The sequence below is a fragment of the Rosistilla ulvae genome (genome assembly GCF_007741475.1).
GTDB lineage: Bacteria > Planctomycetota > Planctomycetia > Pirellulales > Pirellulaceae > Rosistilla > Rosistilla ulvae.
In genome coordinates, this window is the sequence record NZ_CP036261.1 from 2,368,387 (window position 1) to 2,382,653 (window position 14,267).

Consider the following 14,267-nt stretch of genomic DNA (forward strand, 5'->3'; position numbering starts at 1 on the left):
ACTTCTCACTAGTGCTTTGTCAGCCTTAGGAATTGGGGTTTCCTAAATTGGAAGAATCCGGGAGTTTGTAGGTCGATTGCCCCACGAGTCACGGAGGATTCGATGATTAAGAAGTATATCGTTCGGCTTTCGGATACAGAACGGGAAGAACTGAAGGCGATTGTAAAGAAGCTGAAAGGCTCCTCGCAGAAGGTACGGCGGGCGCTGATCCTTCTCAAAGCTGACACGGAAGGACCTGGCTGGACCGACGCCAAAATCGCGGAAGCTTTGGCGTGTCGGATTCAGACCGTGGAGAATCTTCGCAAACGTTTGGTGACCGAAGGGTTCGATACGGCGCTGCACGGGAAACCGCGTTTGAGCGCCCCGCGAGAGAAGACGCTTGACGGAAAGCAAGAAGCGAAAGTGATCGCCTTGCGGTTGGGGAAACCTCCCAAAGGGTTCGCGAGTTGGTCGCTGCGTCTGTTGGCAGACCACGTGGTAGAACTGGGGATCGTGGACTCGATCAGCTACGAAACCGTTCGCCAAACGCTTAAAAAAACGGCATGACCAATCGCAAGATCCAGTATTGGGTGATTCCACCCGACGCCGACTCCGAATTTGTAGCGTGCATGGAAGAAGTCCTAGATACCTACGAAGAACCGTATGATTCGGACTATCCCGTGGTGTGCATGGACGAACAGCCGGTCCAGCTTCACAAAGAGACGCGAACGCCGATCCCGGCGACCCGCAATCATGCTCGACGCGTCGATTACGAGTATGAACGGTGCGGAACCGCCAGCGTGTTCATGTTCACCGAGCCGCTGGCCGGATGGAGAGAAGTCACCGTGCGTCCAAAGCGAACCAAGGTCGATTGGGCCATCGAAATGGAGGCACTGCTGACGACACGCTACAAAAAGGCGAAGAAGATCATCCTGGTATGTGACAATCTCAATACCCACACCAAAGGCGCCTTCTACGAGGCCTTTAAGCCAGAAAAAGCCCGTGCCTTGGTTCGTCGCATCGAGTTCCGTTACACACCCAAGCATGGAAGTTGGCTCAACGCGGCTGAGAACGAACTCAGTTCAATGACGCGGCAGTGTATCAACGGTCGTCGATTCGCGACGATTGCGCCGCTGAGAAAGGAAACACAGGCGTGGTCCTCACACTCAAACAGAAGACAGCGTGGCGTTGACTGGCAATTCCAAGTCAAAGATGCGAGAACAAAACTAAAATCCCTCTACCCCAAAATCAAAGCCTGACAAAGCACTAGGTTCGTTTTTTTCTTGGTTTCCTCCTTACCTCCGCTGGCGATGACGGCGTAGCGGTAGCTACAAGTCATCGAGAGCAGGTAGGAGGAGAGGCGGACAGGGAAAGGCACGATGCCGGTGAAGTCGAACGTTATGGAACGCACGCTCGTGCAAGATGGGGAGCCAGACACAGCAAGCGATGAACATTGTGAGCGATGCACAACCATTGCCACTCGCAACGAACCTTCTCTAGGCCGCGCACAAGGAACTCACGAACACCAAAGTGATGCTTGATCAACGCGAAAGGACGTTCGGTTACCGCCGCTCGAAGAGCGTATTTTGTGCGTGAGCAGTCCCTCTGCATCCGACGCGTGTGCGAAGTCTTGGCTTGTTCGTGGACACCGCACTCGATCCGGCGACCATATTGATTGCGACTGTTCTTGAAACACTTCGTCCGAAGTGAACAACCCGAACAGTCTCGCTTGTCGGCTCGGTAAAGGAAACGCTCGGCACCGGTGTGATCTTTGCGCCGGCTCTTGCGCTCGAGTGTCTTGCCCATCGGGCAGTAGTAAACGTCCGCCTCGGCATCGTACAGGAATGCTGACTTGTCAAACGTCCGCTCGTCCTGCTCACCCTTCTTCGGCTTCTTGCCGCGAACAGGAAGTCGGTCAAGCTTTTCGGCTGCGATCGGTTGACTTGGATCTTTGCGGTACGCCGGGTTCTCCGGTCCCGCTGGCGTGTAGAAGTCGACGTGCTTGTCCTTGCAGGCAGCAATGTTCTCACCGGTTGCCATCAATCCGTCGGCCAGCACCTGGACCTCACGCTCCCGGTCGCCTTCCATGAAGCTCTCGCGAACCTGATCGATCGCCCCGTGCATGTGGCTCTGTTCATCAATGCCGCTGATCACATCGGCTGCGGCGATCAGCCCGCTATCGGCATCGACCGTGGCCGTTGGGTTGTAGTTCGGTGCGAAGCCGCCTTCCTTGTTTTTGGCGATCCGGCTTTGCGGGTCGGTGATCGGCAAGCGATCGGGAACCTTCTTGCCTTCGCTTTGAATCCGCTCGAGCTCGGCAAGGGCCGAGTCAATCTGCTGGCTCTGGCGAGAGAGTTGCTCTTCTTTGTCGGCTGCCGCCGCAGCGTCGAAGATTTCGTCTTCGCTGTCCTGAGCCTGCTCAACGGCTTGGCGATGTTCTTCAAACTCGGCGGTGAGTTGCTTCTTGGCCTGGCGAAGTTCGTCCGGCGTCCGCGTGCCGCTGCGGCGGTTGCTTGCTCGCAGGCGCGTGCCGTCATAGCCGAGTGACCGCAATGTGAGATGCCCCATCTGTTGAGCAATCAGGCCGATTTGAACAAACAGGTCGCCGATAGCCTCGGCGTTGGAGGTGCGAAAGCGGGCGATGGTGCTGTGGTCGATCGAGCGTCCTTCGGCCAGCCAGCGAAAGTCCAAGCGAAATTGCAAGGCTTCCTCCAGTGCCCGGGAGGTTTGCACGCGTTTGAGTAGCCCGTAGAGAATGACTCCGGCGATGACGCGAGGATGAATTGGCGGCTGTCCTTTGGTGAGGTCGTAGCTAGCCTCCCAGTTCGACCAATCGATCTTGCCGAGCATCGCATCGATGGTGCGAACCGGATGCTCGATGGGGACGGCGTCATCAAGTTTTTCAGCGAAAAGAACGAGCTGTTCGCGATTTTCTTTCGGTTGTGCCCAGCCCATCGCTCTTCTCCAAACTGGCCGTACGATTGCCCCGTAACAGAGTTTAGCGCTATCCAGTTCCATGTCGACAGCGAATGACTAAATCGACAGGCCGTTGACGAGTTCCGCTACGCCCCTGGCGTCATTCGGTCGGTCAGCGAGCAGCTTGGTCGGCGAACCGCCTACTGCGAAGGTGGGATCGTTGGGATTGTTGGAAAAGCTTGCTTGTGCGGAGGATTCCTGTTCTGGCACATCAATTGCATTGAGCCCGACAGCGCGATCCACGGCGGGGGGACTCTCGACCTCCTGCATCGTTACGACCAACTCGAGCAGGAAGACTATGGCTAAGAAGAAGGCACAAAAAGCGGCGGCGGAAACGGGGCACTGGGGCGAGGGTGGCGAGTTGCACCAACGGTCGAAGAAGGGGGACCAACCGCTGACGACAAACCAGGGCTTAGTCGTCGCCGACGATCAGAACACGCTGTCGGTTGGGCCGCGTGGGCCGCAATTGCTCGAAGACTTTATCATGCGTGAGAAGATCACGCATTTCGATCACGAACGGATTCCCGAACGCGTTGTGCACGCCCGCGGCTACGCAGCTCATGGTTACTTTCAGGCCTACAAATCTCACGCCAAGCTGACCAAGGCAGCATTCCTGCAGGACGCCGAGACGAAGACGCCGGTCTTCTGCCGCTTCTCCACGGTCGCTGGCAGCGCCGGTTCGCCCGACACCGCTCGCGACGTCCGCGGCTTTGCCGTCAAGTTCTACACCAGCGAAGGGAACTACGATCTGGTCGGCAACAACATGCCGGTCTTCTTCATCCAAGATGCGATCAAATTCCCCGACTTGATCCACAGCGTCAAACCGGCGCCCGACCGCGACTTCCCTCAGGCCCAATCGGCTCACGACACCTTCTGGGACTTCGTCTCCTTGAATCCCGAAAGCATGCACATGCTGATGTGGGTGATGTCGGACCGGGCGATCCCGCGATCGTTTCGAATGATGGAAGGTTTTGGCGTCCACACGTTTCGGATGATCAATAAGAAAGGGGAATCGCAGTTCGTCAAGTTTCATTGGCGTCCCACGCTGGGAACCTTCTCGGTGATCTGGGACGAGGCGATGAAGATCTCCGGCGCCGATCCCGATTTCCATCGCCGCGATTTCTGGAACGCTATCGAGTCGGGCAACTATCCCGAATGGGAACTGTCGGTTCAAGTGTTCAGCGAAGATCAGGCGAACGAATTCGATTTCGACGTGCTCGATCCAACCAAACTGATTCCCGAGGAACTGGTTCCGCTGACGCCGTTGGGAAAGATGGTTCTCGACCGAAACGTCGACAACTTCTTTGCCGAGACCGAACAGGTTGCGTTCTGCCCGTCACACGTAGTCCCCGGGATCGATTTCTCCAACGATCCGCTGCTGCAAGGTCGACTGTTCTCCTACCTCGACACGCAGCTGTCGCGACTGGGCAGTCCCAACTTTCATCAGATTCCAGTCAACAAGCCGAAGTGTCCGTTTGCCAACTTCCAACGCGATGGGCATATGCAGATGGAGGTGCCGACGGGACGTGTTGCCAACGAGCCAAACAGCCTCGACGATGGCAGTCCTCGCGAAAACGCGATGGCCGGTTTCAATAGCTACCACGCCGCCGAAGCGGGCGAGAAACGGCGGCTTCGTCCGGAGAGTTTCGCCGATCACTATTCGCAAGCTCGGCTGTTTTGGATCTCGATGAGCGATCCCGAACAACGACACATCGTTGGCGGGTTTGCGTTTGAGTTGGGGAAATGTAACGAGGCGAAGATTCGCACTCGGATGCTGGGGCACCTGGCAAACGTCGACCAAAGCCTGAGCGATCGGGTTGCCGAGAAGCTGGGGATGTCGGGGCAAGCCGATACGATCCAGCCGCGGGTTCCTGTCCGCGACGTGCAACCGTCGAAGCCGTTGTCGCAGGATTCGGTCGCCCCCGAATCTTTGCAAGGCAAAAAGATCGGATTGCTGACGACCGACGGGATCGATGCGAAGCTGCTGGACGCAATTGCCACCGCCGCCAAAAAGGAAGGGGCAACGCTGGCGGTGATCGCTCCGACTCGCGGCGCGATTCATACCAGCGACGGCAAGGAACTGGCAACCGACGACTTCCTCGCCGGTGCACCATCGGTGCTGTTCGACTGTGTCATCGTCGCCCCTTCGGCAGGCCATGCCGAGATGCTGGCTGGCGAAGCGGCAGCGGTGAACTGGGTTCGCGATGCGTTTGCGCATCTGAAAGTCATCGGCTTCACCGACTCGGCGACGGGGATCTTTGAAAAAGCTTCCGTCGCCACCGACGCCGATGAAGGCGTGATCTCGATCGATTCGTCAACCTTGAGCGAGTTTCTCAAACAGGCGAAGCGACACCGGATCTGGGACCGCGAACCTCAATTGCGGACGTTGTGACCGTTGGCCCCCAGCGGCCGCGAGGCCACGGAGCGGCAACCGTCCGTCATCTTCTCTTTCCCGTTGTCAAACTCTCTGCCGATGCAACATCCACGAACGCCCGACGGTCACTATTTTGTAGTTCGCGGGCGTTTGTGGCGCTGCACCAACCCGCACCTGTCCGAGGTCGAGCGGCAGTTGTTTGTCGATGAATTGATGGCGGCGCGTCGGGAGGTGAAGCGAGCTCGAGAAGCGGCCGACGACGTCGCGTTAAAATCCGCACGCCAGTCGGTCGACAAGGCCAAACGTGCATTGGGAGAGCGGGGGCCGACTTGGTGGGACGACGACACCGATTTCAATCGCTGTATGATCCACAACACGCCCTATGCAAACTGGTGGTTGGAGAGATCGAATGAACTGTGTTGATAGCGGTAACGGGAACGTTCGTTGTGCTTTCGGTTTCCTGGCTTGGCTATTCCCTTTGACAACGAGCGAATCGCCGCTGCGTCATTTCGCACCGACTCCTTCAACTGGGCAGGTCGGCGTTTCATTTTAAGTATCATCCGTCGCGCGTTGGCCTTCAGTTCTATCGGAGAATTAGGCCGCTATCGCGTGCCAGCTGATTCCCCTAAACACTAAGCCTAAATCGATCTGGACTGTCTGGTTCTCTACCTGATGCACCGCAGAAAATCTGGTACGATCAGTTGGGTTTGCAATCGACAATCGGGGATGGCATTGGGGCCAAACCAACTGTTTGCTACAGCCCGATCGATAGTTGGGCAGCGAGCGGCTGCGGAGACACCGATGTCGCCTCGTGATGCGCTGGCTTGGGTGCGTTCTGCGACGGATAAGGACAAAGTTCATGACGGGCGAAAGCAAGATGGCATTCGAAAGAATCAGCACGGGGATCGAAACGCTCGATGAGATATTGCATGGTGGACTGACCCGCGATCGGTTGTATCTGGTCGAAGGGACTCCGGGGACGGGGAAGACAACGTTTGGACTGCAGTTCCTTCTGGCGGGACGCGATCGTGGCGAGAAAGGAATCTACGTCACACTATCGGAAACAAAAGAAGAACTGATCGGGATCGCGCAGTCGCACGGCTGGTCGCTCGACGGCATCTATATCCACGAACTACTGAACCCCGAAGACGCCGCCGGCCGCGCGCAGTACACGATGTTCGAACCGTCGGAGGTCGAACTGGGGAGCACAGTTGGAGAGGTGCAGAAACAGGTCGAGGCGATGAAGCCGCAAAGGATCGTGTTTGATTCGCTGTCGGAAATGCGGCTGCTGTCTCAGGGAGCACTGCGATACCGCCGGCAGATCCTTGCGCTGAAGCAATTTTTTGTTGGGCGCGGCTGCACCACGTTGCTGTTGGACGACAAGGCGACCGGCGGCGAAGACCAACAGCTGCAGAGTTTGGCTCACGGCGTGATTCGACTCGAACAACGACTGACCGACTACGGCAACGAACGCCGCAATCTGCGAGTGATCAAACACCGCGGGTCGGACTTCATCGGCGGTGCTCACGATGTCCAGTTGATGCGCGGCGGGATGCAAGTCTTTCCGCGAGCGACTGTCGACACAAGTCCGTGGTTTGCCGACGGCCGCGTGATCAGCAGCGGCTTGGATTCGCTGGACCAATTGTTGGGCGGCGGTATCACCGAGGGTTCGAGCACGCTTTTGTTAGGCCCCGCCGGTGTCGGTAAATCGTCGATGGGTGTGCAGTTCGCGGTGGAAGCGGCAAAGCGTGGCGAGCGGGCGGTGCTGTTCGAATTTGAAGAGAGCGACAACGCGTTGTTGACGCGTTCCGAGGGACTCGGACTACCGCTGCGAAAATACATCGATGACGGCTCGATCGCTGTTCGGCATCTTCCCGCCGGCGAGATCGCACCCAATGAGTTTGCGATGAAGGTGCGTTCGGAAGTCGCCGAGGATGCTCAGGGGCGGAAGACAACTGTCGTGTTGATCGACAGCCTCAACGGCTATTTGAGTTCGATGCCGCACGAAAACTTTCTTGTCGTCCAACTGCACGACATCTTGAACTATCTTGGCAAGCGAGGAATTGCAACCTTCCTGGTCGTTGCTCAGCATGGCATGATGGGGCACGGGATGGGAACGCCTGTCGACACAAGCTATCTCGCCGACGCGGTGATCCTGTTCCGCTACTTCGAAGCCGCTGGCGAAATTCACCGCGCGATATCGGTCGTCAAGAATCGCACGGCCAATCACGAGCGGACGATTCGTGAATTCGGCTTGAGCGATCAAGGCCTTGAGATCGGCCAACCGTTGACGAATTTTCGCGGCGTGCTGGCCGGAACGCCCGAGTTCATCGGACCTCGCGATGTGCTGTTGGATCCCCGAGAAGCGAGTCCCGAATGAATTCCCTGGAACCGTCCAGCGACATCAGCCAACGCGTGGCCATTTTCGCACCGACTCCGCAGGACGCCAAGATATGCAAGCAGATCTTGGACGACGTCCAGATCGAAGCCGATTTCTGTTCGTCCATCGAACAGCTGTGCGACGCGATCGAAGCGGGCGTCGGCGTCGGTTTGGTGGGCGAAGATCACCTGGGCAACGCCCAGATGCAGCGGCTGCACGATGTCCTGTCACGGCAGCCCGAATGGTCCGACTTCCCCGTCCTGGTGCTGTTGGGAACCGAAGAGCTTTCGTCGCAGCGGGTCGAACAATTGCTCTCCCTGGGGAACGTCACGCTGGTTCCCTGCCCGCTGCGAATCGCGGTTTTTGTCAGCAAATTGCGGGCTCGGCTCCGCGATCGACGCCGGCAATACGCGGTCCGGGATCTATTGATCGAACGCCGGCGAGCGGTCGAGGCGGCTGCTGTCGATGCCCGCCGATTGCGATTGGCGTTGCAAGCTGGCCAGATGGGCGTTTGGGAATGGAGTCAAAAAGAACTCTATTGGTCACCGATGTTCTACGATCTATTCGGCTTTGAAAAAGCGGTGGTCCCAAATCCCGAACGCTGTTTCGAACGCGTCCACGAAGAGGATCGCGAGGCATTGGTCTCGCAATGGACAAGTTCGCTGGAACATGGAACCGACCTGCGGTTGGAGTTTCGGATCGCGCATCCCCAACTGGGCCAGCGTTGGCTGTCGGCGGTCGGCGAGCCGGTGCGAAGCAAATCGGGAAGAGTGTTACGGCATTCGGGGATCGTCTGGGACGTCACGCAGCGACACGAATCGGAAGCCGCGTTGTTGGAAGCACGCGAACAGGCCGAGAGTGCAAACCGGGCGAAGAGCGAATTCTTGGCGAACATGAGCCACGAGATCCGCACGCCGATGACCGCGATCCTCGGCTACATCGATCTGATCGATGAAAAGGTCGACCACGAAGAGACGCGAGACCACATCGATACGGTTCGCCGGAACGGCAAGTTTTTGCTGGCGATCATCAACGATATCCTCGATCTATCGAAGATCGAAGCGGGGAAGTTCGATCTGGCGGTCGAGCCGTTTTCTCCGAATCGCTTGATCGAAGATGTGCGAAGCATCATGAATGTCCGCGCTGCCGAGAGTCAAATCGACCTGCATATCAATTACGAGGGCCTGGTTCCCGAGACGATTCAGACCGACCCGAAACGGCTGAAACAGATCCTTATCAATCTCGTTGGCAACGCCATCAAGTTCACCGATCGCGGATCGGTCACGCTCTCGGTTTCTTACGCCCGGTCGTCGAATCGAGTTTTGTTTCAGGTTGCCGACACCGGAATCGGCATGACGACGCGTCAGATCAATCGATTGTTCCAGCCGTTCAGTCAAGCTGATTCGTCGGTCTCGCGGACCTTTGGTGGCACCGGTTTGGGACTGGCGATATCGCAGCGATTGGCGAGCATCATGGGAGGCGAAATCTCCGTCGAGAGCGAACCGGGCGAGGGGAGTTGTTTTGCCGTATCGATCGATCCCGGGGATCTCACCAACACGCGGCTGGTCCCGCTGCGACCGTTCGAAGACGTGCCGGTGTCGGAGTCGTCCAGCGATGTCTCGCCGCTGACCTGCAGCGTGCTGCTGGTCGACGACCGCCGCGACATTCGCTTCCTCGCTTCGCGTCTGTTATCTAACGCGGGGGCGACGATTACCGAGGCCGAAGATGGCCAGGAAGCTGTCGACAAGATGCAAGAGATGCTCCGCAACGACCGCGTCGTCGACCTAATCCTATTGGACATGCAGATGCCGCGACTCGACGGTTACCGAACCGCCGATCAACTGCGTCGACTCGGTTACAAGGGGCCGATCATCGCACTGACCGCCGACGCGATGCAGGGGGACATGGACCGCTGCATCCAGTGTGGATGCAACGACTATTTGAGCAAGCCGATCGACAGTGCGCTGCTCTTAGAAAAGGTCCGCAGCTTCGTCGGATCCGAGTTTCGACTATAGCCTCCATACGCACCGGTTTCTCAACGATCAACGCGGTCGTCCCGAAACCATCTCTTTTGCGATCGCGCCACCAAGTGACGCGGCAAGCAATGCAAATCGCCGTAAAAACGGGAGCGGCAACCGACCGCCGGTTTGCGGCATGGGGTTTGCTTTCAGTAGCGGATCAGTTGAACTTTGCAGCCGCATGGCGTCTGCAAGCTGATAAATATCCATGCTGGAGTAAAACCTATGGCGGTCCTCGAACAGGAAAACGACGTCGCAGAAGAGTGCCGGTCAGCCAGTCGATCGGTCGTCCAATCGGCTGACGGCATCCTCGACTGCGTCGGCCAAACACCTTTGGTTCGGATGCGTCGCTATCTCGAAGAGTCTAGCGTCGAACTGTATGCCAAGCTCGAATCCGCGAACCCGGGTGGAAGTGCCAAAGATCGTCCCGCCACGCGAATGTTGCACCATGCGATTCGACAGGGGGAACTTGCGGAAGGAGCCACGGTGATCGAATCCTCTTCGGGAAACATGGGGATCGGTTTGGCTCAGGCGTGTCGCTTCCACGGCTTGCGATTTATGTGTGTCGTCGATCCGCATGCCCAACCGCAAAACGTGGCGATCATGCGAGCCTTGGGAGCGGAGATCGTACGCGTCGAGCGGCAGGTCGACGGAAGCTTCCTGGCGGCTCGATTGCAGCGGGTGCGAGAACTGCTGGAAGTCACTCCCAACAGCTATTGGCCCAACCAATACGCAAACCGCCAGAACCCCATCGCTCACCTGAATGGCACGATTCGCGAGATCGATCGCGATACCGGCGGCGACATCGACTATCTTTTTGTCGCGACCAGCAGCACGGGGACGGCCCAAGGCTGTCGCGACTACTTGCGCCGCCACCGTCGCAATACGAAAGTGATCGCAGTCGATGCCAACGGCAGCGTGTTGTTTGGCGGTTCGCCGGGCGAGCGGTTGATTCCTGGATTGGGCGCTGGCCACGAACCTGCTCTCGCTCGCGATCAAACGTTCGACCAAATCGTTCGCGTCTCCGACATCGATTGTGTCGTTGGCTGCCGCCGGGCGGCGGGGCGCGAAGCGATGCTCGTTGGCGGATCGGCGGGCGGGGTTTTAGAAGTTGTTCGATCGATGGAAGCAAACCTGCGCGGCAAGCGTTGTGTCGCGATCCTGCATGACTCGGGGACCCGATACCTGGACACTGTCTTTAATGACGATTGGCTTCAGTCGGCGCTTGGCACAAATGCTGACGAAGTCGAATCGCGGATCAATTCGCCAGCGCTTTCGTCGACCGAAGCGAGGTCGCAATGAGTGCTCCGCTGGCAGCATCGGTTGCCGTCGGAGATCGATCGAATCTGTCGCACGGGGCGTCGCGGTTCCGGATCGGGATCGTCGGTTGTGGGCCGCGTGGGCTGTACTGTTTGCAATCGCTGAGCGATGAACTGCGGCGAAATCGCTGTGTGCGTAGCCTATCGATCGACATCTTTGAGCCGTCCGAGTTTCCCGGTGCGGGGAATGTCTACGCGTCCTGTCAACCTCATTACCTGAAGATGAACTTCGCCGCGAAGCACATCAACGCTTGGGCGGATCTAGGGGAGTCGGGGGCCGAGCGTCTCGACTTCGTCGGCTGGTTGAAGCAAAGGTACGGGACATCAGTCGATCCGAACGGCTTCGCCCCACGAGCCGTCGTCGGCGAATATCTGCACGACTGTTACCGAAAGGTTTACGCCGAGCTGGAGGAATTCGCGCAGGTGACGCTTCACGGCTGCCGCGTCTCGCGAGTCGACCGCCGCGTCCGGCGCTGGGTTGTGCAGACCGATCGACTCGAAGCGGAATACGACGAACTGGTTTTGACCGTCGGGCACGAGGGATGGCGGACTCCGCAACCATCGCAAGAACAAACGAAGGTCGAGTTCATTCCCGCTTTTCCAATCCGGAAGAATCTGTCCGTCGAATCGATCCGTCCGGGAGAAACCGTTGCAATCCGAGGTTACGGTTTGACGTGGATCGACGTCACGCTGGCGTTGACCACCGAACGCAGCGGAGCTTTCATTGTCACGGGCGACAACTGGCGTTATCTGCCCAGCGGCTGTGAACCGCGGCGGATCATCCCCTTTTCGCGCAGTGGGCGACCGATGTTGGCCAAACCGAACGAGTCGCTGTTTCCGCAGCCCGCTGCGTTGGATGCGATCTGGGAACGCGGTCGCGATGCGATCGATGCGCTTCAGCTGCCAATCCACCGCTGCGATCGAGGGAGCGAGTTCTGGCAGATTCTTACACAATCAGCCGCAGCAGCAGTAAACCATTTCCGCGACCGTTCGTTTGGCACGTCGACTGAGGTTCAAAATTGGTTTGACGATTGGTGTCGCGGCACGATGAAACCTGCGACGTCGCTCGCCGCCATGCGTCGTTCGTTTCGCGTCGCAACTGGTCGCGAGGTCCCCGATGTTGGATGGGCGATGGGAGCCGCTTGGCGAAATCTGTATCCTGCGATCGTTCGTCAAGTCAGCTATGGCGGACTCGCCGCGGACCAGTGGAAGACGTTTTGGCATATCGCGGCAGAGATGGAGCGGATTGCTTTTGGCCCGCCGGCTGACAACGTCGGGCGGATGTTGGCATTGATCGATGCCGGGATCGTCGACCTGCGTTTTCTCACCTCGGAACTGCAGATCGACAGCTCGCGGCGAGCGGGAACTTGCACGATCGGCAACGGCATCGATACCGTGGCGGTCGATCGATGCGTTGACGCCGTGCTGCCATCCCCGCTTCAACTTCACAGCGCCGGGCCGCTGCAAGGTCTACTGGAAGCTCGCACGATTCGGCGGTTGCACGGCAGCGAGGGGATCGAAGTCGATCGCCTGGGGCGTCCGGTGACTGAAAAAGGTCGAGTGGTCGACGTACTGTCGATCATTGGGCGGTCGACAGAAGGCTGTGTGTTGGGCAACGATACGCTCAGCCGAACGCTTCACGATCAACCTCAACGCTGGGCGGCCGAAGTCGCAACAAAAATTCAAAATCGGAAAGAGAACGAATGACCTGTAGCTTCGAAACTTCGGATCCCACCGACCGCCAGCGGATCGCCACGCTGAGATCCTTCTGCCAAGGAACGCCTCCGTTGGACGCGGTGTTGGAACCTTGGATGGTCGAACTGTTGAGCGACCGAAGGCTGGAACTCGATGCGGCGTGCGAGCGATTTGGTTCGCCATTGAACGTGATCTCGGCCGAACCGATGGTCCGCAATATCGAGCAATTGAATCGAGTTGCCAACGAACGCGATCTACGTTTTCAGGTTTACTTTGCCCGGAAAGCCAACAAGTGTTTAGCGTTTGTCGATGCCGCCAACTGGATCGGCGCGGGGATCGATGTCGCGAGCGAGGCGGAGTGCCAGCAAGCGATCGACCGTGGGGTGCGCAGTGCGGACATACTCTGCACCGCAGCGATCAAGCCACGATCGTTGATCCGGTTGTGCCTGCAGAACCGAGTTCCGATTGCGATCGATAACATTGACGAACTTCGGTGCGTCGAAGCGGTGGCAGCGGAGTTGGCGATCGAAGCGGAGGTTGCGATCCGGATCAGCGGCTTCCAGCACGATGGTGAGAAGCTGTTCTCGCGTTTTGGTTTTGATATCGACGAAGCGGGACATCTGCTCCGCCAGATTCCCGACTCCAGCGACGAAGCATCGGTTCGCGTCTGCGGTATCCATTTCCATCTGGATGGTTACAGTGCAGCTCAACGCATTAGTGCGATCCGCCAATCGCTGCCGTTGATCGACCGATTCCGGTCGCTTGGCCATGACGTTCGGTTTCTCGATATCGGTGGCGGTCTACCAATGTGTTATTTGGGGAGCAAGTCGCAGTGGGAAGCGTTTCATGCGGAGCATCGATCCGCACTGCTGGGCGAACGCAAACCGATCACCTTCAAAAATGATGGCCTCGGATTTATCAACGTCGATGGGAAATTGCACGGCCGCCGCAACACCTATCCCTATTACCAATCGCCCACCGCCGCAGCTTGGTTGGCTGGCGTATTGGATGCGGAATTCGAACCGGGGGAAACTCTCGCCGCTGCGATTCGCCACCGGCAGCTGCAGTTGCGATGCGAGCCCGGACGCAGCGTCTTAAACGGCTGCGGCATCACCGTCGCCCGTGTTGAGTTTGTCAAACGCCGTCCCAGTGGAGATTCGTTTGTCGGAGTTGCCATGAACCGCACACAGTGTCGAACCGGCAGCGATGACTTTCTCGTCGATCCGCTGGTTTTGCAAACCAACGAAAGTGCAAGCTTGGATCGCAACGAGGCGTTGGCGGGATATCTCGTCGGCGCGTACTGCACCGAATCGGAATTGATCTCGCTGCGACGGTTCCGATTTCCCCAGGGGATCGCTGCCGGCGATCTGGTGGTTTTGCCAAACACCGCCGGCTACTTCATGCACTTTCTCGAAAGTCGATCGCACCAATTCCCTTTGGCAACCAACGTCGTGGTCGATCGCAACGGCGAAGACCTGTTTCACGTCGACGCGATCGACAGCTAGGCTTTGATTTCGCCAACCGAC

At 58.0% G+C, this 14,267-nt stretch carries 10 protein-coding genes; 8 read left to right on the plus strand and 2 right to left on the minus strand.

Translation table 11 applies throughout. The annotated features are described in order from the left end of the window. The first annotated feature begins 105 nt into the window (after positions 1-105). A protein-coding gene (locus tag EC9_RS08555) for an IS630 family transposase (RefSeq protein ID WP_145124286.1) occupies positions 106-1,238 on the plus strand; the annotation gives its coding sequence in 2 pieces (ribosomal slippage) (positions 106-541 and positions 541-1,238; 1,134 coding nt in all). 139 nt (positions 1,239-1,377) lie between these two features. Here EC9_RS08555 and EC9_RS08560 read toward each other — a convergent pair. After that, positions 1,378-2,934: an IS1182 family transposase gene (locus EC9_RS08560; protein WP_218934678.1), complete on the minus strand. Its 1,557-nt coding sequence runs from the start codon at positions 2,932-2,934 to the stop codon at positions 1,378-1,380. 78 nt (positions 2,935-3,012) lie between these two features. Next, the gene (locus EC9_RS08565; protein WP_145344079.1) at positions 3,013-3,198 is read right to left on the minus strand and encodes a hypothetical protein; all 186 of its coding nucleotides are present in this window, start codon (positions 3,196-3,198) and stop codon (positions 3,013-3,015) included. A gap of 55 nt (positions 3,199-3,253) precedes the next feature. Between EC9_RS08565 and EC9_RS08570 the strand changes: the two genes are divergently transcribed. The 7 genes from EC9_RS08570 to EC9_RS08600 all read left to right on the plus strand — a co-directional run bounded on the left by EC9_RS08570 (position 3,254) and on the right by EC9_RS08600 (position 14,246). After that, complete coding sequence (locus EC9_RS08570) at positions 3,254-5,347, plus strand: catalase (RefSeq protein WP_145344081.1); 2,094 nt, start codon at positions 3,254-3,256, stop codon at positions 5,345-5,347. An 81-nt stretch (positions 5,348-5,428) separates the two neighbouring features. Beyond that, entirely contained in the window at positions 5,429-5,752 is a 324-nt protein-coding gene (locus EC9_RS08575; protein ID WP_145344083.1) for a hypothetical protein, read from the plus strand. Between the two features lie 454 nt (positions 5,753-6,206). Then, positions 6,207-7,709: an ATPase domain-containing protein gene (locus EC9_RS08580; protein ID WP_246106026.1), complete on the plus strand. Its 1,503-nt coding sequence runs from the start codon at positions 6,207-6,209 to the stop codon at positions 7,707-7,709. After that, positions 7,706-9,724, plus strand: coding sequence for a hybrid sensor histidine kinase/response regulator (locus tag EC9_RS08585; protein ID WP_145344087.1), 2,019 nt, complete (start codon positions 7,706-7,708; stop codon positions 9,722-9,724). The genes EC9_RS08580 and EC9_RS08585 overlap by 4 nt, the downstream gene beginning before the upstream one ends. A gap of 228 nt (positions 9,725-9,952) precedes the next feature. Next, positions 9,953-11,029, plus strand: coding sequence for a 2,3-diaminopropionate biosynthesis protein SbnA (gene sbnA, locus EC9_RS08590; RefSeq protein WP_145344089.1), 1,077 nt, complete (start codon positions 9,953-9,955; stop codon positions 11,027-11,029). Continuing rightward, positions 11,026-12,753, plus strand: a complete 1,728-nt coding sequence (locus tag EC9_RS08595; protein WP_145344091.1) for an FAD/NAD(P)-binding protein — start codon at positions 11,026-11,028, stop codon at positions 12,751-12,753. Before sbnA ends, EC9_RS08595 begins: the two co-directional genes overlap by 4 nt. After that, positions 12,750-14,246 carry a Y4yA family PLP-dependent enzyme gene (locus EC9_RS08600; RefSeq protein WP_145344094.1) on the plus strand — a complete coding sequence of 499 codons (1,497 nt, stop codon included), beginning with the start codon at positions 12,750-12,752 and terminating at the stop codon, positions 14,244-14,246. The genes EC9_RS08595 and EC9_RS08600 overlap by 4 nt, the downstream gene beginning before the upstream one ends. Positions 14,247-14,267: the final 21 nt, after the last annotated feature.

Coding starts and splice junctions, on each gene's coding strand:
- EC9_RS08560 (WP_218934678.1), bottom strand. CDS start 2,934: ATGGGCTGGGCACAACCGAAAGAAAATCGCGAACAGCTCGTTCTTTTC.
- EC9_RS08570 (WP_145344081.1), top strand. CDS start 3,254: ATGGCTAAGAAGAAGGCACAAAAAGCGGCGGCGGAAACGGGGCACTGG.
- EC9_RS08575 (WP_145344083.1), top strand. CDS start 5,429: ATGCAACATCCACGAACGCCCGACGGTCACTATTTTGTAGTTCGCGGG.
- EC9_RS08580 (WP_246106026.1), top strand. CDS start 6,207: ATGGCATTCGAAAGAATCAGCACGGGGATCGAAACGCTCGATGAGATA.
- EC9_RS08585 (WP_145344087.1), top strand. CDS start 7,706: ATGAATTCCCTGGAACCGTCCAGCGACATCAGCCAACGCGTGGCCATT.
- sbnA (WP_145344089.1), top strand. CDS start 9,953: ATGGCGGTCCTCGAACAGGAAAACGACGTCGCAGAAGAGTGCCGGTCA.
- EC9_RS08595 (WP_145344091.1), top strand. CDS start 11,026: ATGAGTGCTCCGCTGGCAGCATCGGTTGCCGTCGGAGATCGATCGAAT.
- EC9_RS08600 (WP_145344094.1), top strand. CDS start 12,750: ATGACCTGTAGCTTCGAAACTTCGGATCCCACCGACCGCCAGCGGATC.